Below are 23,071 nucleotides of genomic sequence, written 5' to 3'. Positions count from 1 at the left end.
ATAAGTTTCGATTCCCTGTGCTGCTGAACTGCCTGAAGCATTGATGTGGATACTTACGAAGATATCTGATTCAGAGGCATTAGCTGCACGAGAGCGATCCGTCAAATCAACATAGGTATCGCTGGTACGTGTGGTCATAACTTGATAGCCTTCTGCTTCTAATTTGGCCTTAACTCGGCTTTGGATAGCCAAGGTCAAGCTCTTTTCAGAAATACCAAAGTACGAAGCTCCTGGATCATAGCCACCATGACCAGCATCGAGATAGATAACCTTATTTAAAACATCGTAGTTTCCTCTTGATGCCGAACCGATTTTCTTAGGGGCTACCACATCAGCGGAAGTTGCCCCAAAACCGATATTTTTACCTGAAGCATCAACAATATACCCATGAACGATATACTTGCCTGAATTCCACTTGTGCTGACTAGCTGAAATAGTCACCTTGTAGGAACCATCATTCTGTTTTGTGGCATTATGCCAAACAAGATCATCCTGACCATTTTGCTCAGACCAGACTGGGATAACCACACCTGAAATACCGCTTGAATTCGTCAGATTGGTGATAAGAACGTCAAAAGTTCCACGATTTTTATCATTATTGGTAATAGTCAATGTTCCTTGAGTTTTAGTGATATCAAGTGTCACTTGTTTGCCACCTAAGCCAATGAATTTACCATCATTGTCAACCAAATAGACATGAGAATTATAAAGGCCGCTATCACCGTTATGGTTGCTTGAACGAACAGTTACCTTATAGTCTCCATTAGCTTGCTTAGCTGCCTTGTACCAAATGATATCATCTTGACCGTTCTTTTCTGACCAAGTTGGAACTAGGACTTCTTTGAAGCCACGTGGCGCAATCAAGTTTGAGATAACAAGATCATAGCTACCAGTAGCATTGTTGAGACCAGTGATAGCAAGGTCAGCTTTAGGATATTGACTCTCTACTCCTTCATTTTCTACGGTAGAAATGGAATTATTACACATTGCATCCCATTCATAAAGTTTATAGGCCTCGATCAAACGGATAAGTTTCCCTGGATAACTTGGATCTGTCGCATATCCTGCATTCTTCAGTTCTTGAGCCGCAATGCGATAATCTGTTTCATTCACAACTTTTCGATAATTGTCTTTTCGCCACTCGGTACTCGTGAAAAATTTTGCATGGTCTACTACGCTATCATTCCATGAGGCATATTTTCGAAAAGCAGCATTGACTGTGATATAGTCACCATTAAGATATTCCTGTGTAGGTACAGTTACTATTTCTCCATGCCAATCCTCTGAATCTTTAATGCCAAAAAGATTATTGTTGGGAGCCTTAGCAAGTTCAGAGCTTCCCCAACCACTTTCTAGAATAGCTTGCGCTCCCGTGATAGATGGAAGGATTCCTTCCTTGGCTCCATCCATGGCTCCTTGCTTAATGGCACTAAGAAAATGACGTTGATTCTGGTCAATTTCGCTAAGATCATCTGCCTCTTGATAAGAGCTTGTGGTCACAGAACTATTTGTTAAGACAGTTATTTTTGAAGAATCTTCCAGACTTGTTTGCTTCTCCTCTAATACCTCTTCTCTTTGTAGATTCATTTGACTCGTTGAATCATCGTGTACTCCTACTTCAGAATAGCTTGCCGCATGATTATCCGTACTTTCTTTCAAAGATGAAGAAGTATCAGTTGGAGACAACATTTCATCTGCTTTCGCCGAATGACCAGACATTCCTAAAAATAAGATTGTCAGCATGACACCGCACAGTCCATAAGCTTTACTTTTCTTAAATCCAAAATGAAATCCTAATTGCATCTTAATTTCCTTCTCTACTTACAATTTCTGCTAATTCATTTTAAAACGATGAAACTATCAGTATCATAACGTCATAATATGAACCATCACCAATTAATTCGCAAAAAAAGCTAGAAACTTATCAAAAGTTCCTAGCTTTTTTTAGTAGTATTGAAATATTAATCGACATCAACGAAACCAAAACGTGATAGAGGATACAATCTGAAAGAGATAACACCTTTAATTTGATCTTTGTCAATGAGACCAAACTTACGACTATCATCTGTATTACGACGATTATCGTTCAGTACAAGGTACTGCCCCTTTTCAATCTTAGTTTGTTTATTATCTGTCAATGTTGCAATGGAAAAATCATCAGTGAAGAAATTCCCAGGTGAAACTGTCGCCAAATAAGCTGATTTACCCTTACTAATATAGGCTTCGTCAACTGACTTATCATTAACATAAAGGAAATCATCCATAGCTGTCACGCTCTTACCCTCATCAGCAATAACACGCCCAATGTATTCTTTACCATTAACTGTATAAAGAATAAAATCTTTTTTCTGAGGCTCAACATTTTTATTGAAAGTAACATAGTCACCAGCATGAATATAGTCATTAGCCTGACCTTCAGTCACACGGTGTGTTGAGAAGACAAAAGCTCTCAACAACAAAATCACTACAATGGCAAGAACTGCTATGATAATATTTCGAATTAAATCTCTCTTAACCATACTCACTCCTTATGGGTTCTAATAAAATCATAACATAAATAGAGAAATAAAAAAAGAGGGAGTGAGCAAGCTCATTGTATCTCTCCCTCTCTTAAAACCAATGATTAAAACATTTCACAGCTTAATAGTCTTCAAGAAATGTTTGCATATTGACATCATCTGGAACTAAGGCAAGGTATTTTTCAGCCGTTGCACGCGCCTGATCCCTGTAACCAAATTCACGCAAAATATATGCATAATCATGGAGGAATTCAGGATTTTCAGATAAATCTTTAGCCAAATCTTGATAGATTTGAAAAGCTTCTTCTTCATCATCAAGTGCTTGGTAGGCCTTGGCAATGTTCCAACGAGCCAAAACAGAATCAACTTCATAATCGGCTAAAGCCACTAGATCCTCGTAACGTTCTTCTTCCAAATAGAGCGTACTTAAACGTAAGATAATCTCATCTTGGTCCTCAGCCAATGGCAAGGCTTGCTTCAAATAAGATTCAGCAGATTGAGTGTCATGCAACTCGTAGGATAACTGTGACGCTAGCAAAAGTAATTGAACATCAAAGGCATTTTTAGAAATCCCTTGTTGTGCCATTCGTAAAGCTTCTTCGGTTTTATGTTCTGCATGTAACGACAAGGCGTAAATATACTCATAACCTTCGAAGTCAGCAGACATGGTTTCTATCTGCTTAAAGTAAAAATTAGCTTTTTGATACTCTTCTTGATCATAGAGCAAAGTGGCTAACTCAAAAGCAACGGTATCATCGTACTCAATTTCAATAGCTTTTTCCAAAAATTCACGAGCAGCTTCAAACTTTCCAAGACTGGCATAAGCATTACCAATGCGTTCATAAGTAGAAACGCCAGTCATCGCAAGAAGGTCACGATTATCTAATTTAGCATAGTAATGAATTGCTTGTTCAAAATTTCCAAGTTCAAACTCCATCTCAGCCAAACCAAAAATAATCAATGAGTCATCTGATAATTGACTTGCCTCCAACAACTTATCACGTGCCACATCAGTTAAGCCCTCCATTTGGTAGAGGTCAGCCTTTACAATTAAAGCAGACAAATAGTCGTCAGAGTCTTCAGGTATGGCATCCAAATAGAGAAAAGCCTCTTCAATATCACCATCTTCGGCAGCAATTTGTGCTAGATTGACATTAACCTCTGGAAAATCAAAGCGAACTTTTTCGTAAATTTCCTGTGCCTGTGGTAAGAAACCAATAGATTCCAAGTATTGGCCCAACTCAACAAGAACCTCTGCAGGGTCCTCTCGTAAAGCTTTTTTAAAATATTTGTCTGCGTGGTCTAAATCTTGGTTTCCAATAGAGGCAACCATTTTTTCACTATTTAACATCTTCTTTTTGTCCTTCATTTTCTAAATCATCTTGATAAAGATTACTTACAGAACGGTACCAATCAAAAATCTCTCTAACAACAACCTTGACAGAAGCATAAATTGGAATCCCTAATAAGACGCCCCAAACACCGTAAAGAGAACCTGCTGTCAAGAGAATGAACATAATGGTAATCGGGTGAATACTTAGTTTATTCCCCAAAACGAGTGGAGAAACAAAACGTCCCTCAATAGTTTGCTCAATGAAGAAAATGATGAGGACCTTGATCAACATAGCGGGTCCTTGCACCAGTCCCATGATTATAACTGGTACCATAGCAAGAAAGCTTCCCAGATAAGGAACCATGTTTAGAAAACCTGCCATAATACCGAAAGTCATACCATATCGAAGACCTACAATCTTAAACATAATACAGAACATGATGGCAACAACAATAGCGACTGTAACCTGGCCTTGAACATACCCTTCGAGCTGACTATTAATATCTGAAAGCATACGAACAGTAGTTTCACGAAAGCGAGTTGGTAAGGCTGAGACAAAGCTATGTTTCATCTTTTGGCTATCTCTTAAAAGGTAGAAGAGAATGAAAGGTGCCAAAATGATAGCTACTGTCACCCTTGCTACTGTGCTCGCAAAAGTTCCAACCCATGTCAAAGCCGATGAAGAAAAGTTCTCAGCATAATTGACCATTCTCGCTGAGAAATCACTAAGCATGGACTCTAAATCACCATGGAAGTTAGAAAGAATAGGCAGATTAATCCAACGTTCCGTTTCACTATTGGCACGTGCAATATATGATGGTGCATTTCGTATCAAGATCAAAATTTGATTTTGTAAGCTTGGAATAGCTGTTGAAATCCCCCAAACCAAGAGCAAGCCAAGTATAGCGTAGATGACCAAGATAGACATGGTTCGACTCAATCCCGTTCTTTCTACAAGTAGTACCAAAGGTTTTATTAAATAATAAAGGAGCATGGAAATAACCAATGGCAACATAATAATGGTCATAAACTGGATGACGGGTGAAAAAATGGGACTAATCTTGGTAAAAATCAAAACCGTCAAACCAATCAAAAGTAAGATGAAAAAAGCTACGACAGCCTGATTATTCAATATCCACTTAAAAAACCATGTTTCTGAAAAATTTTCTGTTTTTTTACGCTTCATAGTTCCTCCCTATTTATCATAAAATGTTACAGTTTTATCTACCAAGTTCTGGTTACGATCGTAGCTAAATTTTGCAGAGAAGAATGGTCTATCTTCAAGGATCCACTTAAAAATCTCATAGTCACCTTCCCAAGTTGGTTTAGATAAGACCTCATCATATGGTACCCATTCAAGCGTTCCTTCACGAGACTCCTCATCTGAGATGAGTTCTCCTTCAAAACCAGTTACCTTAAAGACATAGGTGTACCAATCATGACCAGGGGTAAATTCTGGGAAGGTAATCATACCTTTAAAATCCATATCAGTCACTGTAAAATGTGTTTCCTCGAGAATTTCACGACGAGCACATTCATCTGGTGTCTCTCCAGCTTCTAGTTTTCCCCCGACAGAAATCCACTTTCCTTCATGAACATCATTAGGCTTTTTATTACGATGTAGGAGCAAAAGCTCCTTTCCATTGTCAATATAACAAATGGTAGCTAACTTTGTCATAATGCATCTCTTTTCCAATGTTTTTTAAATATTATACCAAATATGGGATTGGATTTGGGCTTTGAGCAGACGATTTTGAGATATAGTTGAAAATCTGCTTTTCTGAATCTCCGGACAAACAAAAAGAGAACCAAAATAGTTCTCCTTTAATCTCTTAGTATTTCAAATAACGGCGCATTGCCATACGTGACCCAATCGAACCGATAATAATACCGACTGCGAAAAGAGTTCCGATAACCGCATAGACAAACCACTCTGGATCATACAACGAAATACCACCTTTGACAAAATCTGGATTCAAAGATGAGTAAACCATGTGATACAAAAGATAAATGAGCCCAGAAGGAATGATGGCACCAAGTGCTCCAATCCAAGCACCTTCCATCAAGTAGGGACGACGAATGTATGAATTCTTAGCACCTACCAAACGCATGATTTGAATTTCAGTCGCACGTGACATAATGGTAATACGGATGGTATTTGAAATCAATAGGACAGCCACAATAGTTAAGAGTGCTGTGGCAATGATTCCCCAAAATTGAACACGTTTCATAGTGGACATCAGAATTTCAGTATCTGAGCCACCAAAGTTAGCATTATCAACACCCTGAATGGCTTTTGCTTCCTTGGCAACTCGACTGACATCATCTGGTGATTTCGTTTGGACGATGTAAACATCTGAAAGAGGGTTGGCATCTCCAGTAGCTGTCTCGAAACTTGAACCCATTGTTTCAATCAGTTGTTTCTTTTGTTCTTCTTTACTAGAGAAAGTAACCTTATCTACGCCTTTGATTTTAGTCAAAGCATCATAAATCTTATGGTAGTCTTTATTAGCAACAATCTGTCCAGAAAGTTCCTTGACTGTTTTCGAGGCATCTGATGAATCTGGATCCAAGTAGACATTGACCTGAATATTCTTTTCAATATCTGAAGCCAATTTCTGCGTATTTAAAATAACAGAGCCAAAGACACCTAAAAGTGAAAGAACAATCATTACCGAAAATACTGCCGTAAGTGTCGACAATAGATTACGTTTGAGATTCTTAATCGATTCTCCTAAATGGCGGAAAAAACGTCTAATCATGGTAACCGTACTCTCCTTCCTCTTCATCACGAACAATACGTCCTTCTTCAATCGCTACGACACGATGACGAAGGTTATTAACGATAGTTGAGTTATGGGTTGCCATTATAATGGTAGTCCCTTGCAAGCTAATACGTTCAAGGACTTGCATAATTTCCCATGAAATCTCTGGGTCCAAGTTCCCTGTTGGTTCATCCGCAATCAACACTTTTGGATTATTGACGATAGCACGCGCAATAGCGACACGTTGTTGCTCACCACCAGACAATTGATTTGGGAATGAACGCATCTTGTGTTTAAGACCAACCAACTCGAGAACCTCTGTCACCCGTTTCTTGATATGACGAGGTTTCTCACCAATAACTTCCATGGCATATGCAACGTTTTCAAAAGCTGTTTTCTTTGGAAGGAGTTTATAATCCTGGAAAACAACTCCAATAGAACGTCTCAAGAGTGGAACATCTTTTTTACGAAGTCGAGTTAAATCAAACTCTCCAACCTTCATAGAGCCACTCGTTAATTTTTCTTCTTGGTAGAACAAGCGAATTAAACTTGATTTACCAGCACCAGAAGGGCCGACTAAGTAAACAAACTCCCCAGAGTTAACAGACAAATCAATGTGTCTAAGGGCTGTTGTTGACTTATCATACTTCTTAGTAACATCTTTTAATTCAATAAGAGCCATAATGTCAGTATTCAACTACTAAAATAGCTGAAGCCTTCCTTTCATTAAGATAAAGTATCTAAATACTAAAAATAGTATATTGTTACTATTCTTCCATACGCCACTTGAGGTAGGCATCGATGAAGCCTTCAATATCCCCATCCATTACCTTATCAACCTGGGCAACTTCATAACCTGTACGGTGATCTTTAACCATGGTATATGGCGTGAAAACGTATGAGCGAATTTGACTTCCCCAAGTGATTTCTTTCTTATCACCTTTCAAAGCATTCACTTCTTCTGCTTTCTTTTCTTGCTCCATTTGATAGAGCTTAGCTTGTAGCATCTTCATCGCACGGTCACGGTTCCCGTATTGTGTACGATCAACCGTTGAAGCTACAACAATACCTGTTGGAATGTGGGTCAAACGCACACCTGTAGACACTTTGTTGACGTTCTGACCACCAGCACCACCTGAGCGGAATGTATCCATCTTGATATCATCATCACGAATCTCAACTTCAATGGTATCATCCAATTCAGGCATGACTTCCACTGATGTAAATGAGGTATGACGACGTTTGGCAGAGTCAAATGGTGAAATACGAACCAAACGGTGGACACCCATTTCTGACTTGAGGAAACCATAAGCATTAGGTCCTTCAAAAGCAAGGGTTACAGATTTGATTCCAGCCTCATCACCCGCCTGATAATCCAAAGTTTCGACCTTGAAACCCTTGGCATTTCCATAACGTTGGTACATACGGAGCAACATATCAGCCCAGTCTTGAGCTTCTGTCCCACCAGAGCCTGGGTGAATTTCCAGGATGGCATTGTTATGGTCATATGGTTCAGACAAGAGCAATGTCATCTCGTAACTTGTCATAATCTTATCAAGTTTTTCGAGTGTTTCTTCAAGCTCTTCTTGAACACTATCATCTTCTTCCAACATTTCTAAATAAAGCTCTGTCTCGTCAGAGAGTTCTTGCATATTGTTGAAAGTTTCGTATTTCATTTTGAGCTCATTTAACTCTTGTGAGGTCTTTTGAGCTGCAATATTATCATTCCAAAAATCTGGCTCAGTCATTCGGTTTTCGAGGAGCGCAATGTCCTCTTCCAAACGATCTAAGTCAAAGAGACCTCCCGAAGCTCACGAGCTTCTCTTGATTTTCAGAGATTTTTTGGCGAATTTCTGCCACTTCCATGGATAGGTTTCCTCCATTTTATAGTATTATGCTTAATTCTAGCATAAATCACTTAAATTTGCCATTTTGCACACACAAGCTCCCACTCCGCTTGGGATTCTTCATCCTTAGGTGACAGTTCCCTCATGTAATCTAACATAGCCTCATCGGGCTTCTTAACAATCTCTCCGAGAGCCCAAATGGCAGTCGCCGTATGGATGGGATTATTATTCTTATCAATTATTTCCATCAGTTTGACAATAGCATTGCGATCATGTAGGTTAGCCAAGGCAATAATAGCATTACGTTGAAGAATATTCTTCCCGCGCCATGAACCGGCAATCATCCCAAATTTCTCCTTGAAGGATTTGTTGGTCAGCTCAAGAAAAGGAAGTAATTCGGGCATGGCAAGCTCAGGATCAATGTCCGAAGCCAGTGGATTATCGATACCTCTGTTATATGGACAGGAAATCTGACAAATGTCACAACCATAGATAACAGTCTTTATCTTCTTTCGAAACTCCATATCCATCATGCCTTTATCCTGTGTTTGAAAGGATAGGCAACGACGGGCATTCATAGTCCCGTCGCCGATGAGACAAGATGTCGGACAGGCATCCAAACAACGACGGCAATCCCCACAACCATAATCAACTTCTTGGTCTGGTTCTATCTCTAGATTAGTGATAAGCTCACCAAGATACATGTAGGACCCGTATTCTTTCGAAATAACTAGTCCATTCTTTCCGATAAAGCCAATACCAGCTCGCTTGGCTACTGCTGTATCGACCAAGGCTCCAGTATCCACCATACCTTTATATTCGAAGTTTTCCGTCAGTTTTTCAATGCCTTCTGCCAGGCGTTTTAGTTTGTCCTGCAAAACATAGTGATAATCTAGACCCCATGAATTTGGAGTGATTTTGCCACGCTTATATTCCGTTTTTTGGGGTTGTTGTGGCAGCTTATGCGGATAGGCAACTGCAATGGAAATGATGGTTTTAGCTGATTCCAAGGTCAACTTAGGATAAATACGCTCTTCAATATTTTTATGTTCAAAGCCTGTTGTTCGCCCTTCTTCGACACCAAGTTGAAGGGATTTTTCCAGATAGGCGAAATCATCGGCGGTAGTAAAACCAATTTTTGAAATGCCAATCTCCTTGGCCATCTTTTGTATTTCTAATTTGATATCCATATTCTTATCATAATGAAATTGTAGTCTAAGGGCAAGTATTTTCCACCATCTTCATTTACAGACAAGCCTTAACCTTTTTGTTACAATGTTTCTATGACGAGACTTGCAGTAATGAGTGATTTACATATTGATATAAATCACTTTGAAACATATGAAATTGATACTCTTATAAAGTGCCTAAAAAATCAAGAGGTTAGCCATCTCCATATCGCTGGTGATATTTCTAACCATTATTTTATCGACACAAAACCCTTTCTACGAAAACTGTCTAAGGAGGTCAAGGTCACCTATAATTTAGGCAATCATGATATGCTTGATTTAGAAGATGACCTTATTGACAATCTTGATTTTCAGGTGATAAATTTAGGTAGTAAGACATTATTGGCTTTTCATGGCTGGTATGACTATTCCTATTCAGATGAAACGTTAGATAAGATTCTTAAACGTAAGAAACAACTTTGGTTCGACCGACGACTTAAACGATTGGGGACTGATCCGGATATCTGTCAAACTAGTCTTAAAATGCTAGATAATGTCTTAAGTGAGTTAGACACTAGTAACCTTATAGTTGCCATGCATTTTGTTCCTCACAGCCGCTTTACCATGACGCATCAACGTTTTACACCTTTTAATGCCTACTTAGGCTCGGAAAAATTCCACCAGATTTTCGCTAAGCACGGCGTTAAAGATGTTGTTTTTGGTCATGCCCACCGCAGTTATGGGACGGTAACTATTGATGGCGTAACCTATCACTCGCGTCCTCTTGGATACCGACGAGAATGGGATTTAACCATCGACTTTGTTTCCAATCACCCTGAACTCAATCCTACTGGAACATGGAACCTCTCCAAACGTTACAACCTGGTCAAGAAACGGTCGGAGTTTTTAGAATATGAAAAAAAGGAACTGGCAAATGAGTTCCTTTCATCCATGACACTATTTGATTTGTAGAACGACTCTTTAGGAGTCGTTTTTTAGTCGGTGAAAAATCCCTGCTTTTGAAGGTCCTTCAAGGTATTCGCACGATTGGCAACGGATTGATCCATTGTCTTTGCAATCTGTGTTGTAAATTCATCAACTCTGTTATTGAGAGCACGAAGGTCATAATACTCATGAACTTCAGCGTCGTAATCTTTTAGCTCCTCTAAGGGATTTTCTAAGTCCCGATAATAATTTTCCATATGGATGACGTGACGGGGTAAACGAGGTTTAAGCTGCGGTTCTTGATCTGGCCAACCAACTGCTAATCCTACTGCTGGATAGACATACTTTGGAAGTTTGAGAAGCTCTGAAAGTTTAGCGTTATCATTCAAGATACTGCCAAGGTAAACTGTTCCCATACCTAAACTCTCAGCAGCTACTACCACATTTTGAGCAGCAATCATAGCATCCGAGAAGGCCGAGATAAAGCGTTCAGGACTACCTTGGACCAAGGCTTCAGCGCCTTTTGCCTCTGCAATCAGTGTGTTACGTCTTTGGTCCACAACAAATACAAAAAGATGCCCAGCATTTGGAATATAAGGCTGGTTGGCAATCTCTGCAATTTCTTTCTTCAATGTTTCATCAGTAATACTGATAATCGAATAGGACTGTCTAAAATTACTCGTTGCTGTATGTCTTGCAACATCAACCAAAAGGTTAACTTCTTCTCGTGTCAAAGCTAGAGGTTTAAATTGACGGATGCTACGGTGATTGAGTTGTGCCTTAATAGTCTCGTTCATGGCCTTCTCCTTAACTTGTGATCATTTCTCTTCAATTATAAACAAGACTCCTCCTGAATTCAAGATATGATAAGAAAAAGCCAGAGACCATTATCTCTGACTTTATGTCTTAAATAGCGTCCTTATCCTTACCAAGGGAACGTTGAATAGCTTTGACTAATTCAACCAATACCACAATCAAGAAAGAACCTACAATAACTGCAAGCCATTGTGTCAGACTAAGGTGTGACACATGGAAGAGGTTATTAAATCCAGGCACTCCAATAGTTGCCATCAAAAGAACGAAGGCTACTGGAATTGCCCAGTTGAAAGTCTTGTTTCTAAAGAGACCAACTTTAAAGACTGATTGATACACAGATTTAACGTTAAAGGCATGGAGCAACTGAATTAATCCAAGTGTTGCAAAAGCCATTGTAAGGGCATCCGCATGAATTTCTGCTTGTGTATGGTGCTCTGGGAAAACAAGGCCCCAACCATATACTGCAAGAACGAGGATGGTTTGGAAAACACCTTGATACATGATAGCACCGAAGACACCACCATCAAAGAAGTTCGATTGACGTCCACGAGGTTTATGAGTCATAATACCTGGTTCTGCTGGCTCAACACCAAGAGCGATGGCTGGAAGGGTATCTGTTACCAAGTTAATCCAGAGAAGGTGTACTGGCTGAAGCACATCCCAACCAAACAGTGTGGCAAAGAAGATAATAAAGACTTCGGCCATGTTGGCTGACAAGAGGTATTGGATTGATTTTTGAATATTTGAGAAGACCTTACGCCCTTCTTCTACGGCAACAATAATTGTCGCAAAGTTATCATCGGCAAGGACCATATCAGAAGCTCCCTTAGAAACCTCTGTACCTGTGATTCCCATACCGATACCAATATCAGCTGTTTTAAGTGATGGTGCATCATTAACCCCGTCACCTGTCATAGCAACAACCTTGCCATCATTTTGCCAAGCCTTGACGATACGAACCTTGTGTTCAGGAGAAACACGCGCATAGACAGAGTACTGTTTGAAGACTTTCTGGAATTCTTCATCAGAAAGCTCATTAAGCTCAGCGCCAGTAAAGACATGATCTTCCGTATCATTTGGATCGATGATACCGAGACGCTTGGCAATGGCTTCTGCCGTATCTTGGTGGTCACCTGTAATCATAATTGGACGGATACCTGCTTCTTTAGCGACACGAACAGCTTCTGCCGCCTCAGGACGTTCTGGGTCAATCATACCTACCAAGCCTGAGAAAATCAAATCAGACTCAACAACCTCAGATTCCAAGGTAGGAATATCATTCGTTGTCTTATATGCCATCATCAAGACACGAAGAGCTTGTTTTGCCAAGTCCTTATTAGTCACAAGGATAGATTGTTTATCTTCATCCGTGATAGGACGAACCTCACCATTGATTTCAATACGAGACACACGTTTGAGTAATTGGTCAGGCGCACCCTTGACGGCTACAAAGTATGTACCATCCGCTTCCTTATGGATAGTAGACATGAGTTTACGGTCAGAGTCAAATGGCAACTCTGCCACACGTGGCTCTGATTTCAAGACGTCACGAACATCAAAGTTGTGGTCCAAACCAAATTGAACAAGGGCTGTTTCCGTTGGATCCCCAATTAGCTTACCATCTGGGTCCACCTTGGTATCATTGGCAAAGTTCATAATACGAAGGGTTGTATTGTCAGCACCAAGTTCTGTAGTAGCGCTTTGCAATTGACCGTTTGTATAGACTTTTTCAACAGTCATTTGGTTCATGGTTAAGGTACCAGTCTTATCTGATGCGATAATCTCAGTTGAACCAAGAGTCTCAACAGCTGGCAATTTACGAACAATCGAATTGCGTTTGGCAAGAGTCGTTGTTCCAAGTGACAAGAGGATCGTTACAATGGCAGGCAAACCTTCAGGAATAGCTGCGACGGCAAGAGCAACGGCAACCATCAAACCTTCAAGGGGTTGTTCACCACGAATGAAGACACTAACTAAGAATGTCACTAAGGCAATAGCAATAATAAGATAAGTCAAAGTCTTAGACAATTGCTCCAAGCTTTGCTTCAACGGTGTTTGTGATTCGTCCGCATTAGCTAGCATATCAGCAATCTTACCAACTTCAGTATACATACCAGTATTGGTAACCACTCCAGTACCACGACCGTAAGTAACGTTTGAGTTTTGGTAACCCATATTCACACGGTCACCAATTCCGGCTTCTGCTTCAACCGTCTCAGTAATATCCTTTTCAACTGGAACAGATTCACCTGTAAGGGCAGCTTCTTCAATCTTAAGTGAGGCAGCTTCGAGCAAACGCATATCAGCTGGAACAACATCACCAGCTTCAAGCAAGACGATATCTCCAGGAACCAACTCGCGTGAATCAATTTCAACCACATTGCCATCACGACGCACACGAGCCAGAGGGCTTGACATGTTTTTAAGAGCTTCAATAGCCGCTTCTGCTTGTCCTTCTTGATAAACACCAAAGGCCGCATTCAAAACAACAACGGCTAAAATAATGCAGGCATCGGTCAGACCATGCATACCTTCTGTAATAACAGAAAGGGCGGCTGCGACAAGCAAGATGATAATCATCAAATCTTTAAACTGATCGATGAATTTTGACAAAAGGCTGCGTTTTTCACCTTCATCCAACTCGTTATAGCCATAGGCATCCAATCGTTCCTTGGCTTGTGCAGTAGACAAACCATCAATGGAAGTGTCCAAGCTTTTTAGGACTTCTTCCTCTCCTTGTGTGTAAAACAAGGCTTTACTTTGTTCTTTAGACAAAATAATCTCCTCCTTCTTTATAGGGAAAAATGGCTAACAAGACTCTTTTTATATAAAAAATTATACAAAAAGAGACTTGTTTAATTAAAAACAAGTCTCGCTGTTTAAGAATATGCCGGAAATGTAAAATTTCGTAATGACGACATAATCGCAACTGTTAATCAAATCTCATGATTAAAGTTGCCTGCTACTCCCTTATTTGTACTTTACATTTTATCATAAATTATTCTTTATTCAAGCAAAATGATTCTATTTTTTCAAAAATTAAAACCAAGAAACCTCTAATTCATAATCAGCAAAAACGTCTTCTGTTTCTGGATGTTTCAATTGATAATGAATATCAACTGTCTGTCCATTTGGGTCATGGGCGAATAGACTAGTATCTGTCAGAAAATGCTGGGTACCAAGTGGTGTCGGTATGTGGACCAAGGCAGGGACCTTAGCCGAAAAACGCATAATGGATTTAGGATTAGAAAAGCGTGTCATCACTAGCTCATCCTGATTCAACTTAATAACCACTTTTTCTTTCTCGGAATTATGGTGAACAAGATAAGTAAAATCTCCTTTTTCCATAACCTCACAAGCGTGGATTTCTTCGATAATCTCCGTTTGATCGCCTACTTTTATTTTGTTTTTTATTTTAATTTCCATTAAGTATTCCTTTCTGTTCTAAAACTATTTTTCTACTTAAGATAATAGCAACTCTATACTAAAAGAGAGTATCAGTATTGCGTCTACCATTTCTATTTCAAGTAAACCACCTGGGTTTGTTTGACAAAGCCGATATTTTCATACAAACGTTTGGCTCCAATATTGCTATCTTCTACTGCAATTTGAAAGGGCTTGTCGTTATGCGCAATGAGTTGATTGACGACTGATTTTGCCAGATAGCTGCCATAGCCCTGTCCACGATAAGCTTCAGCAATCGCAAGTCCATAGAGGTAGTTGCTATTTCCAGATAAATCTACCGTGCAAACTCCAATGACCTGAGCTTCTTTGAAGAGAATGTAAAGTAGGCCATCGGAATCCTTCAAGGCCTCTGTAATGTATCTGCGACTCACATCGAGCGTTTCCTCTGGATCAGAAAAGGCTTGGTGGTGGAGTTGGGCTATTTCTTCTACATAAGTGGGGTCTGCTAAGAGAACCTTGACATCTGAACGAGAATCCAGAGCATATGGTGTTTTATCTCGTCCTAGTCAGGTTTCGGTCTCTTCATCCTCAACCACCCCCCAATGACTTGCCAGATCAGGATGGCGATCTAGAAAAACACGCTCTGTTTGAAAGGTCACTGAGCGAATAGGGTAAGGTGCCGTTTCCTTCTGAAATTTGTCAAACAAACTCCTCGCAATGCCTTTGCGGCGATAATCTGGGGCAACTAAAATCGCCACTTCCACATCATGGTCATCCGCATAAACCGTTAATAAACCAAGCAACTCTCCCTCTTGATAATAGAGGAAAAAGGCCGGCATATTGGGATCAAAATTAAGCATATTGGAGAGATAAGGTTCTCGAAAGGTTTGGTCATAGGCTTGACAGCTAGCAATCATTGCTTTTACTGCCTTTCGTTCTTTTTCCGTCAATTGGTTGGTTGCTCGAATCACTCTTGTCTCTCCTTTATTTGTCTGACCTTATTTTACCAATTAAAAAGCATTTGGGCAATTTTTACCTAAACTACTTCTTTAAAGAGGCAATAATACTTTTCTCAGGAAGAACTATGACAAAGCGCCTAAATTTTAGTAAAATAGAAGGGAAACTAACTAAACGAAACAGGTAATTATTATGTCTATTAAACTTATTGCAGTTGATATTGATGGAACGCTTTTAAATAGCCAACGTCAAGTTACACCGGAAGTCTTTCAAGCCATTCAAGATGCCAAGGCTGCTGGTGTAAAGGTTGTTATCGCGACTGGTCGTCCTATTCCTGGGGTGCTTCCTCTTCTTGAAGAACTTAACCTCAACCAAGACGGAGATTATGTTATCACCTTCAATGGTGGGCTTGTCCAAGAAACTTCTACTGGTAATGAATTAATTCGTGAGACACTCTCATACGAAGACTACCTTGACATTGAGGTTTTGGCTAACAAGCTTGGTGTTCATTCTCACGCTATTACTAAAGATGGTATCTACACAAGTAATCGCAACATTGGCCGCTACACGGTTCATGAGTCTATACTTGTTCATATGCCGATTTACTATCGTACACCTGAAGAGGTGGCTGACAAGGAATTCGTTAAGGCCATGTATATCGATGAACCTGAAATTCTTGATGCAGCTATTGCCAAACTTCCACAGGAATTTTATGACCGCTTTACTATTGTAAAATCAACACCATTTTACCTAGAAATTCTCAAGAAAACAGCCAACAAAGGAATTGCTGTAACCCATCTTGCTGAGAAACTCGGTCTTTCTAAAGAAGAGACAATGGCTATCGGTGATGAAGAAAATGACCGTGCTATGCTTGAAGTCGTTGGCTCTCCTGTTGTTATGGAAAATGGTAATCCAGAAATGAAGAAAATTGCGAAACACATCACAAAATCAAATGATGAATCTGGTGTCGCTTATGCTATTAGAAAGTGGGTTCTAGAATAATATGTATACCTATAAAACCGGACTCAGTACTTCTGAGCATGACCGTTTTGTTATAGATAGTCCTCAAACAAACTTATTACAAAGTAGTTCATGGGCTAAAATCAAGGATAGTTGGGGAAATGACCGCCTAGGTTTCTATCAAGATGGTAATCTCGTTGCTGTCGCTAGTGTCCTTATTCAGCCACTCCCTCTTGGATTTTCTATGATTTATATTCCTCGTGGACCTATTATGGATTATCAAGACAAAGACTTGCTCGCCTTTGTTATGGCTTCACTTAAAAAATATGCCAAAACAAAGCGTGCTCTCTTTGTGAAATTTGACCCAAGCCTTTTTGTGACAAAGAACCTGATTTCACAAGAAGCTGAAATCCGTAAAGAGACTATGGCGATTGCCAAAGACATCCAGGCTCTTGGCGTTGAATGGACAGGCCTCACTGAAGATATGGCTGAAAATATCCAACCTCGTTTCCAGGCTAATATCCATAAGGAAGATTTCACTGAGGAACAACTCTCTAAGAGTACCAAGCAGGCTGTTCGTACTGCTCGAAACAAGGGGATTTCAGTCCAATTTGGTGGTACTGAACTTCTTGAACAATTCGCATCTTTGATGAAGAAGACTGAGGCCCGTAAGAACATCCACCTTCGTGGCATTGATTATTATGAAAAGTTGTTGACTACCTACCCAGAATCTTCTTACATTACACTCTCAACTCTTGATTTACCAGCCCGTCTCAAAGACCTCAACAAACAACTCGAAAAGAACATTGCTGATGCAGCCAAGTTCACTGAAAAAACTAAACCAGGAAAAATCGAGAACAATAAGCAAGAGCACAAAAGACTTAAAGAAGAAATTGACTTTCTTCAAGAAAAAGTTGATGCTGGGAATAAGACGGTCCCACTTTCAGGTACACTCGTTCTTGAATTTGGCAAGACGTCTGAGAATATCTATGCAGGAATGGATGAAGACTACCGCCGTTATCAACCAGCTATCCTGACATGGTATGAAACAGCTAATCACGCATTTGAGCGTGGTGCTGAGTGGCAAAACATGGGAGGAATTGAAAATTCACTAGATGGTGGCTTGTATAATTTCAAGTCCAAATTTAACCCACGCATTGAACAATTCATTGGAGAATTCAACCTTCCAGTTAGCCCTCTTTACGGACCAGCCAATTTTGCCTATAAACTCCGTAAGAAATTACGTAGCAAACATTAATAATATATAAAATGAGACTCCATCTTGGAAGTCTCATTTTTTGATGATAGCTTAGTCTTTATCAGGAATAACCTTAAAGAGATAATAAGTGATAAAGATCGTCAGGCAAAAGAGCCCGATTTTCACCCAAAGGATAGGTGCAAAAAAGATTGAAATTCCCATCAAAACATAGATTTGGATGATAATCTTTTTCTTTCGTTCTTTGGCAATTGATTTGGTTTCTCTAAAATCGGCTACATAACTTTGATATAGCTTAGTATGATATAACCATTTCTCAAAACGTTTAGAACTTCTAGTAAAGCAAGCAATGGCTAAAAGTAGAAATGGTGTTGTAGGTAAGATTGGAAGCGGAATTCCAAGAATTCCCAAACCTAACGACAACATTCCTAGAGAGAGATAAATTACTTTCATGAATACTTTCCTTTTAAAAAGCTGCACTAAACGCATTAGTGTAGCTCTTTTGCTATGTTTTAAATATCTGTCAGTGGTGTCGCTGTGTCTGGTGAGGTATCATAAACCTTGAAGTCAGTTCCAACACCAAAGTCAGCACGTGCCAGCTGATTTTCCATCGTCATGTGGGCCAACTCCTTGATATTATTTTCTTTAGAAAGGTGACCCAAGTAGATCTTTTTAGTTTTGTTACCTATGGTACGAATCATAGCATCCGCTCCATCTTCATTACATAAGTGACCTTGATCAGAGAGGATACGTTGCTTAGTTGACCAAGGATATGAACCTGCTCTGAGGATTTCAATATCATGATTGGACTCAATCAAATAGCCATCAGCATTCTCAATAATACCTGCCATGCGATCAGAAACATAACCCGTATCCGTCAGCATTACAAAACTTTTTCCATCCTTCATAAAGCGATAGAACTGTGGATCAATAGCATCGTGACTAACTCCAAAAGACTCAATATCAATGTCTCCAAAGGTCAGAAGCTTGTCACGAGAAAAAACATGTTTCTGGCTATTATCAATCTTGCCAAGCATATTTTTACTATCCATAATTTGCCAGGTTTTCTCATTGGCGTATATATCCATGCCATATTTACGAGCTAAAACGCCTACACCATGGATGTGATCCTTGTGTTCATGAGTAACTAAGATAGCATCCAGATCACTCGGATCACGATCGATTTCAGCTAGCAAACTTGTGATTTTCTTACCAGACAAACCAGCGTCCACAAGAATCTTCTTTTCTGGAGTCTCCAAATAAAAGGAATTACCAGTTGACCCTGAAGCCAAAATACTATATTTAAACCCTAAATCTGAGGTCATTTCTACTACATCTCCCATTCATCAACCATCATGGCATCCTTGTCATATGGAAGCACAATTGTAAAAGTTGAACCCTTACCATACTCACTCTTAGCCCAAATAAAGCCCTTATGTTGTTTAATAATTTCTTTTGCAATGGACAAGCCAAGACCAGTTCCACCCTGAGCACGACTTCTAGCCTTATCAACACGGTAAAAACGGTCAAAAATTAACGGCAAATCTTTCTTAGGAATACCCAAACCTTGGTCAGAAATAGAAACAATCAACTGTGAATCAGTTGTCTTCATAGACACTGTAATCTTACCACCATCAGGCGAATACTTGATAGCATTATTAAGGATATTATCCACGACCTGGGTCATCTTATCTGTATCAATCTCCACCCAAATCGAGTTTACCGGATAATCTCGAATAATTTCGTAAGTTTTACCTGTATTGGTTTCTTGACTCTTAATCTGATCAAAACGATTCAATATATAAGTCATGAAGGCCGTGAAATTAGTCATTTCAACGTCAAGGTTGGTACTCTTATTGTCAATACGAGACAGTGCCAAGAGGTCAGAAATCATTCGCATCATACGATTGGTCTCATCCAAAGAAACTTTGATAAAGTTAGGGGCAATCTCTTCGTCAAGAGCACCATCATCAAGTGCCTCCAGATAAGATTTTACAGAAGTCAAAGGTGTACGCAACTCATGACTAACGTTTGATACAAAGAGTCGGCGTTCCCGCTCTTCTTTTTCCTGCTCAGTGGCATCGTGAAGGACGGCAACCAGACCTGAGATAAAACCAGATTCTTTACGAATAAGGGCAAAGTTAACGCGTAGGGTCACAAACTCATCGTTGGCATCTCGACGAGACAAATGAATCTCAGGAGTCTTAGATAACAATTCATTATAAGTATAGGGATTTTCGCCATCTAATAAATCTAAAATGGACATCTGTGTCGCTGTTTCAAAATCTAGATTCAACAAACGCTGAGCTGTGCTATTAATCATGGTAATTTGACCACGTCGATTAGTCGCAATGACTCCATCACTCATATAAGAGAGGACTGATGATAAGCGGTTTTTTTCCTGGGCTAGATTTTCATGCGTCAAACGAAAAACGTCCGATAAATCATTCAAGCTGTCAGCTAGCTCTAAAAGCTCTGGATCACCCTTTAAGCGTAACTCCTCATTATAGTTACCTGCCATTAGGGTCTTGACTCTCTTGGTCAACTTTCGAATATTTTTGACTCGTCGATAATCACGATAAGCAAGAAAAATAAAGTAGAAAGCCACAAAAAGGAGCGTAAAGAGTAAGGCTAGTTCAAAGCTTGTGATGTTTAAGCCAATACTAGTCATAATTCTTCATATAATAACCAACACCACGACGCGTCAAAATATATTCAGGACGACTAGGTGTGTCTTCAATTTTTTCACGGAGACGACGAATGGTTACGTCAACCGTACGAACATCACCAAAATAGTCATAACCCCAAACAGTTTCAAGCAAATGTTCACGCGTCATCACTTGTCCCATATGAGTTGCCAAATGGAAAAGCAACTCAAATTCACGGTGTGTGAGTTCGACTTCATTTCCACGTTTTTTAGCAACAAATGCATCTGGAACAATAATCAACTCACCAATTGAAATCTCCTGCTTGCCTGAGTTAGAACTTTCTTCTGCTGCTGTTTCAATAGTCTCTGTACGACGCAAGTGAGCTTTGATACGTGCCAACAATTCACGATTAGAAAATGGTTTGGTCACATAGTCATCTGCCCCAATTTCTAGCCCGATAACCTTATCAAACTCGCTATCCTTAGCTGAAAGCATGATAATTGGTGTATGATTTGTCTTTCGAATTTCCTTAGCAACTTCTAAACCATCTAGTTCAGGCAGCATCAAGTCCAGGATGACCAAGTCTGGTTTTTCAGCTTCAAACTGCTCCAATGCTTCACGACCATCAAAGGCCGTAACCACTTCATAACCTTCTTTAGTCAGATTAAACTTGATGATATCCGAAATTGGTCTTTCATCATCAACAACAAGAATTTTTTTCATATAAACACCTCATCGGTTTTCTTAAGTCATTCAATTTTGTAAAGTAGAAAACTTTACGTATCAAACATATTATACCAAAAAATAGGTTAAGGACCAAGTTTCTACTATAGATATTGAGCTAATATACAAGCTTTCCTTGTTTTTTGAGATACCTTTGCTATGTGTAATCGGTTAAAAAACGAACCTTGTGATTGAATTTTCAAACATTTTTGACATTTTCCTACATATATAGTAAAATACACTCTTGTTATTACATATATTGATGTAAAATTTTTGGAGGCTCTTATGGCACTTATCGAATTTAAAAATGTCAATAAATACTACGGAGATTATCATGCACTTCGTGATATCAATCTAGAAATTGAAAAAGGACAAGTTGTGGTTCTCTTGGGACCTTCTGGGTCTGGGAAATCTACTCTTATCCGTACAATCAACGCCTTGGAATCAATTGATAACGGTACACTTATCGTTAACGGACATAATGTGACGGAAGCTTCTGCCAAAGACTTGGTTGAGCTTCGTAAGGAAGCAGGGATGGTATTCCAACACTTCAACCTCTACCCCCACAAAACTGTTCTTGAAAATGTCACTTTGGCACCCATCAAGGTTCTTGGAATCAGTAAGGCAGAAGCTGAAAAGACTGCTGAAAAATTCCTTCGCTACGTTAACATGTGGGACAAGAAAGATTCATACCCTGGTATGCTTTCTGGTGGACAAAAACAGCGTATCGCTATCGCCCGTGGTCTTGCCATGAATCCTGAGCTCTTGCTCTTTGACGAACCAACGTCAGCCCTTGACCCAGAGACTATTGGTGATGTGCTTGCGGTTATGCAGAACCTTGCCAAAGGTGGCATGAACATGGTAGTTGTTACCCATGAAATGGGCTTTGCCCGCAGTGTGGCAGACCGTATCATTTTCATGGCTGAAGGTCAGGTTCTTGTGGATACTACGGATGTGGATGGTTTCTTTGACAATCCAACTGAACCTCGTGCTGTTCAATTCCTTTCTAAGATTATCGACCACAACTCTGATCGTGTCCAAGTGGATGCCTAAGGAGGGCTTATGTTAATCAAAAGACTTAGTCGCATTTTAGCAATCTCTGCTTTAGCATTTGTAGCAGTTCTCCTCTGGAACACTAAAAGTAGTCAAGCTGATGAAAGCAGTAAACTACTCAATAATGCTACAATTCAAAAAATTGTCAAAAAAGGGACTCTAAATGTTGGTGTCAAACAGGATGTCCCAAACTTTGGTTACTACTCAGCCAAAACCAATACCTATCAAGGTATGGAAATTGACCTCGCTAAGAAGATTGCCAAAGAACTTAAGGTTAAGGTGAATTTTACAGCAGTTACCCCTCAAACTCGTGAGGCCCTTATGGATAATGGGACTATTGACATGCTTATCGCTACTTATACCATTACAGATGAGCGTAAAGCTTCATATGCCATGTCAAATCCTTACTACTATGACCAAATCGGTTTCCTCGTTCAAACCAAATCTGGCTATAAGAAACTTTCTGACCTTAACGGTAAAACTATTGGAGTGTCTCAAGGGTCATCTGCCAAAGCCGCTGTTGAAGAGTACGCTTCAGCTAATAACCTTAAGTTCAATTATGTCCAACTCGGATCTTATCCTGAGTTAGCCGTATCACTCTATGCATACCGTATTGACGCCTTTGCTGGTGATAAATCAATCCTATCAGGTTACGAAAGTGATAAAACCAAAATTCTTGATGAAGGTTTCAAAACACAAGAATACGGTATTGCTT

Annotated in this window: 21 protein-coding genes and 1 pseudogene; 5 read left to right on the top strand and 17 right to left on the bottom strand. The window is 39.6% G+C overall.

All coding sequences use genetic code 11. The features are described 5' to 3' along the window. From HMPREF2867_RS09055 to queG, 9 genes are all read right to left on the bottom strand, one after another. On the bottom strand, window positions 1-1,803 hold a 1,803-nt coding region (locus tag HMPREF2867_RS09055), incomplete at its 3' end, for a GBS Bsp-like repeat-containing protein (protein ID WP_070577175.1). 158 nt (window positions 1,804-1,961) lie between these two features. After that, window positions 1,962-2,519 (bottom strand): signal peptidase I, encoded by a 558-nt coding sequence (gene lepB, locus HMPREF2867_RS09050; RefSeq protein WP_037597744.1) that lies wholly within the window; start codon window positions 2,517-2,519, stop codon window positions 1,962-1,964. 121 nt (window positions 2,520-2,640) lie between these two features. Then, complete coding sequence (locus HMPREF2867_RS09045; RefSeq protein ID WP_070577174.1) at window positions 2,641-3,870, bottom strand: tetratricopeptide repeat protein; 1,230 nt, start codon at window positions 3,868-3,870, stop codon at window positions 2,641-2,643. Further along, the gene (locus HMPREF2867_RS09040; protein WP_070577173.1) at window positions 3,860-5,038 is read right to left on the bottom strand and encodes an AI-2E family transporter; all 1,179 of its coding nucleotides are present in this window, start codon (window positions 5,036-5,038) and stop codon (window positions 3,860-3,862) included. Before HMPREF2867_RS09040 ends, HMPREF2867_RS09045 begins: the two co-directional genes overlap by 11 nt. 9 nt (window positions 5,039-5,047) lie before the next feature. Beyond that, entirely contained in the window at window positions 5,048-5,530 is a 483-nt protein-coding gene (locus tag HMPREF2867_RS09035) for an NUDIX hydrolase (RefSeq protein WP_037601370.1), read from the bottom strand. Window positions 5,531-5,684: 154 nt separating this feature from the next. Beyond that, window positions 5,685-6,614, bottom strand: a complete 930-nt coding sequence (gene ftsX, locus HMPREF2867_RS09030) for a permease-like cell division protein FtsX (protein ID WP_037597738.1) — start codon at window positions 6,612-6,614, stop codon at window positions 5,685-5,687. Continuing rightward, window positions 6,607-7,299, bottom strand: a complete 693-nt coding sequence (gene ftsE / locus HMPREF2867_RS09025) for a cell division ATP-binding protein FtsE (RefSeq protein WP_070577222.1) — start codon at window positions 7,297-7,299, stop codon at window positions 6,607-6,609. The genes ftsX and ftsE overlap by 8 nt, the downstream gene beginning before the upstream one ends. An 85-nt stretch (window positions 7,300-7,384) precedes the next feature. Then, window positions 7,385-8,483, bottom strand: a protein-coding gene (prfB, locus tag HMPREF2867_RS09020) for a peptide chain release factor 2 (protein ID WP_096833329.1) whose coding sequence is annotated in 2 segments (ribosomal slippage) — window positions 7,385-8,410 and window positions 8,412-8,483 — 1,098 coding nt in all. Because the reading frame shifts where the segments join, the coding sequence is not laid out codon by codon here. Between the two features lie 52 nt (window positions 8,484-8,535). Beyond that, window positions 8,536-9,654 (bottom strand): tRNA epoxyqueuosine(34) reductase QueG, encoded by a 1,119-nt coding sequence (queG, locus tag HMPREF2867_RS09015; protein WP_070577172.1) that lies wholly within the window; start codon window positions 9,652-9,654, stop codon window positions 8,536-8,538. 93 nt (window positions 9,655-9,747) lie between these two features. On the opposite strand from queG, the gene HMPREF2867_RS09010 reads away from it, so the two are divergent. Further along, on the top strand, window positions 9,748-10,605 hold the full coding sequence (locus HMPREF2867_RS09010) for a metallophosphoesterase (protein ID WP_070577171.1): 858 nt from the start codon (window positions 9,748-9,750) through the stop codon (window positions 10,603-10,605). Window positions 10,606-10,628: 23 nt separating this feature from the next. On the opposite strand, the gene HMPREF2867_RS09005 is transcribed toward HMPREF2867_RS09010, so the two are convergent. From HMPREF2867_RS09005 to HMPREF2867_RS08990, 4 genes and pseudogenes are all read right to left on the bottom strand, one after another. Then, window positions 10,629-11,375, bottom strand: coding sequence for an NADPH-dependent oxidoreductase (locus HMPREF2867_RS09005; protein ID WP_070577170.1), 747 nt, complete (start codon window positions 11,373-11,375; stop codon window positions 10,629-10,631). A gap of 109 nt (window positions 11,376-11,484) precedes the next feature. After that, window positions 11,485-14,169 (bottom strand): cation-translocating P-type ATPase, encoded by a 2,685-nt coding sequence (locus HMPREF2867_RS09000; RefSeq protein ID WP_070577168.1) that lies wholly within the window; start codon window positions 14,167-14,169, stop codon window positions 11,485-11,487. Window positions 14,170-14,433: 264 nt separating this feature from the next. Further along, on the bottom strand, window positions 14,434-14,820 hold the full coding sequence (locus HMPREF2867_RS08995; RefSeq protein ID WP_070577167.1) for a YwiB family protein: 387 nt from the start codon (window positions 14,818-14,820) through the stop codon (window positions 14,434-14,436). Between the two features lie 92 nt (window positions 14,821-14,912). Then, window positions 14,913-15,770 (bottom strand): annotated as a pseudogene (locus tag HMPREF2867_RS08990) (GNAT family N-acetyltransferase). Window positions 15,771-15,948: 178 nt separating this feature from the next. On the opposite strand from HMPREF2867_RS08990, the gene yidA reads away from it, so the two are divergent. Together yidA and HMPREF2867_RS08980 are read left to right on the top strand one after the other, a co-directional pair. Next, on the top strand, window positions 15,949-16,758 hold the full coding sequence (gene yidA / locus HMPREF2867_RS08985; RefSeq protein WP_070577165.1) for a sugar-phosphatase: 810 nt from the start codon (window positions 15,949-15,951) through the stop codon (window positions 16,756-16,758). A gap of 1 nt (window position 16,759) precedes the next feature. Then, the gene (locus tag HMPREF2867_RS08980; protein WP_070577164.1) at window positions 16,760-17,974 is read left to right on the top strand and encodes an aminoacyltransferase; all 1,215 of its coding nucleotides are present in this window, start codon (window positions 16,760-16,762) and stop codon (window positions 17,972-17,974) included. A 51-nt stretch (window positions 17,975-18,025) separates the two neighbouring features. Here HMPREF2867_RS08980 and HMPREF2867_RS08975 read toward each other — a convergent pair whose 3' ends face one another. From HMPREF2867_RS08975 to yycF, 4 genes are read right to left on the bottom strand one after another with little or no spacing between them, the layout of a single operon-like run. After that, complete coding sequence (locus HMPREF2867_RS08975) at window positions 18,026-18,385, bottom strand: YbaN family protein (RefSeq protein WP_070577162.1); 360 nt, start codon at window positions 18,383-18,385, stop codon at window positions 18,026-18,028. A 59-nt stretch (window positions 18,386-18,444) separates the two neighbouring features. Further along, on the bottom strand, window positions 18,445-19,257 hold the full coding sequence (locus HMPREF2867_RS08970; protein ID WP_037600654.1) for an MBL fold metallo-hydrolase: 813 nt from the start codon (window positions 19,255-19,257) through the stop codon (window positions 18,445-18,447). Window positions 19,258-19,262: 5 nt separating this feature from the next. Continuing rightward, window positions 19,263-20,603, bottom strand: a complete 1,341-nt coding sequence (gene vicK / locus HMPREF2867_RS08965) for a cell wall metabolism sensor histidine kinase VicK (RefSeq protein ID WP_070577161.1) — start codon at window positions 20,601-20,603, stop codon at window positions 19,263-19,265. Then, window positions 20,596-21,303 (bottom strand): response regulator YycF, encoded by a 708-nt coding sequence (gene yycF, locus HMPREF2867_RS08960; RefSeq protein WP_037600497.1) that lies wholly within the window; start codon window positions 21,301-21,303, stop codon window positions 20,596-20,598. Before yycF ends, vicK begins: the two co-directional genes overlap by 8 nt. A 285-nt stretch (window positions 21,304-21,588) precedes the next feature. Between yycF and HMPREF2867_RS08955 the strand changes: the two genes are divergently transcribed. Both HMPREF2867_RS08955 and HMPREF2867_RS08950 read left to right on the top strand, forming a co-directional pair. Beyond that, complete coding sequence (locus HMPREF2867_RS08955) at window positions 21,589-22,356, top strand: amino acid ABC transporter ATP-binding protein (protein WP_002885036.1); 768 nt, start codon at window positions 21,589-21,591, stop codon at window positions 22,354-22,356. Between the two features lie 9 nt (window positions 22,357-22,365). Beyond that, the coding region (locus HMPREF2867_RS08950) for a transporter substrate-binding domain-containing protein (protein WP_070577159.1) at window positions 22,366-23,071 on the top strand (706 nt) is incomplete at its 3' end.

The organism is Streptococcus sp. HMSC064H09 (assembly GCF_001812625.1).
Taxonomy (GTDB): domain Bacteria; phylum Bacillota; class Bacilli; order Lactobacillales; family Streptococcaceae; genus Streptococcus.
This window is presented reverse-complemented; position numbering and strand designations above follow the sequence as displayed.

Bases quoted from the DNA above. Each gene is read 5' to 3' on its own strand.
- ftsE (WP_070577222.1), bottom strand. From the start codon at position 7,299: ATGGCTCTTATTGAATTAAAAGATGTTACTAAGAAGTATGATAAGTCA.
- HMPREF2867_RS08955 (WP_002885036.1), top strand. From the start codon at position 21,589: ATGGCACTTATCGAATTTAAAAATGTCAATAAATACTACGGAGATTAT.
- HMPREF2867_RS09035 (WP_037601370.1), bottom strand. From the start codon at position 5,530: ATGACAAAGTTAGCTACCATTTGTTATATTGACAATGGAAAGGAGCTT.
- HMPREF2867_RS09010 (WP_070577171.1), top strand. From the start codon at position 9,748: ATGACGAGACTTGCAGTAATGAGTGATTTACATATTGATATAAATCAC.
- HMPREF2867_RS08995 (WP_070577167.1), bottom strand. From the start codon at position 14,820: ATGGAAATTAAAATAAAAAACAAAATAAAAGTAGGCGATCAAACGGAG.
- HMPREF2867_RS08980 (WP_070577164.1), top strand. From the start codon at position 16,760: ATGTATACCTATAAAACCGGACTCAGTACTTCTGAGCATGACCGTTTT.
- ftsX (WP_037597738.1), bottom strand. From the start codon at position 6,614: ATGATTAGACGTTTTTTCCGCCATTTAGGAGAATCGATTAAGAATCTC.
- HMPREF2867_RS09005 (WP_070577170.1), bottom strand. From the start codon at position 11,375: ATGAACGAGACTATTAAGGCACAACTCAATCACCGTAGCATCCGTCAA.
- HMPREF2867_RS08975 (WP_070577162.1), bottom strand. From the start codon at position 18,385: ATGAAAGTAATTTATCTCTCTCTAGGAATGTTGTCGTTAGGTTTGGGA.
- HMPREF2867_RS08970 (WP_037600654.1), bottom strand. From the start codon at position 19,257: ATGACCTCAGATTTAGGGTTTAAATATAGTATTTTGGCTTCAGGGTCA.
- HMPREF2867_RS09045 (WP_070577174.1), bottom strand. From the start codon at position 3,870: ATGTTAAATAGTGAAAAAATGGTTGCCTCTATTGGAAACCAAGATTTA.
- lepB (WP_037597744.1), bottom strand. From the start codon at position 2,519: ATGGTTAAGAGAGATTTAATTCGAAATATTATCATAGCAGTTCTTGCC.
- vicK (WP_070577161.1), bottom strand. From the start codon at position 20,603: ATGACTAGTATTGGCTTAAACATCACAAGCTTTGAACTAGCCTTACTC.
- yidA (WP_070577165.1), top strand. From the start codon at position 15,949: ATGTCTATTAAACTTATTGCAGTTGATATTGATGGAACGCTTTTAAAT.
- yycF (WP_037600497.1), bottom strand. From the start codon at position 21,303: ATGAAAAAAATTCTTGTTGTTGATGATGAAAGACCAATTTCGGATATC.
- queG (WP_070577172.1), bottom strand. From the start codon at position 9,654: ATGGATATCAAATTAGAAATACAAAAGATGGCCAAGGAGATTGGCATT.
- HMPREF2867_RS09040 (WP_070577173.1), bottom strand. From the start codon at position 5,038: ATGAAGCGTAAAAAAACAGAAAATTTTTCAGAAACATGGTTTTTTAAG.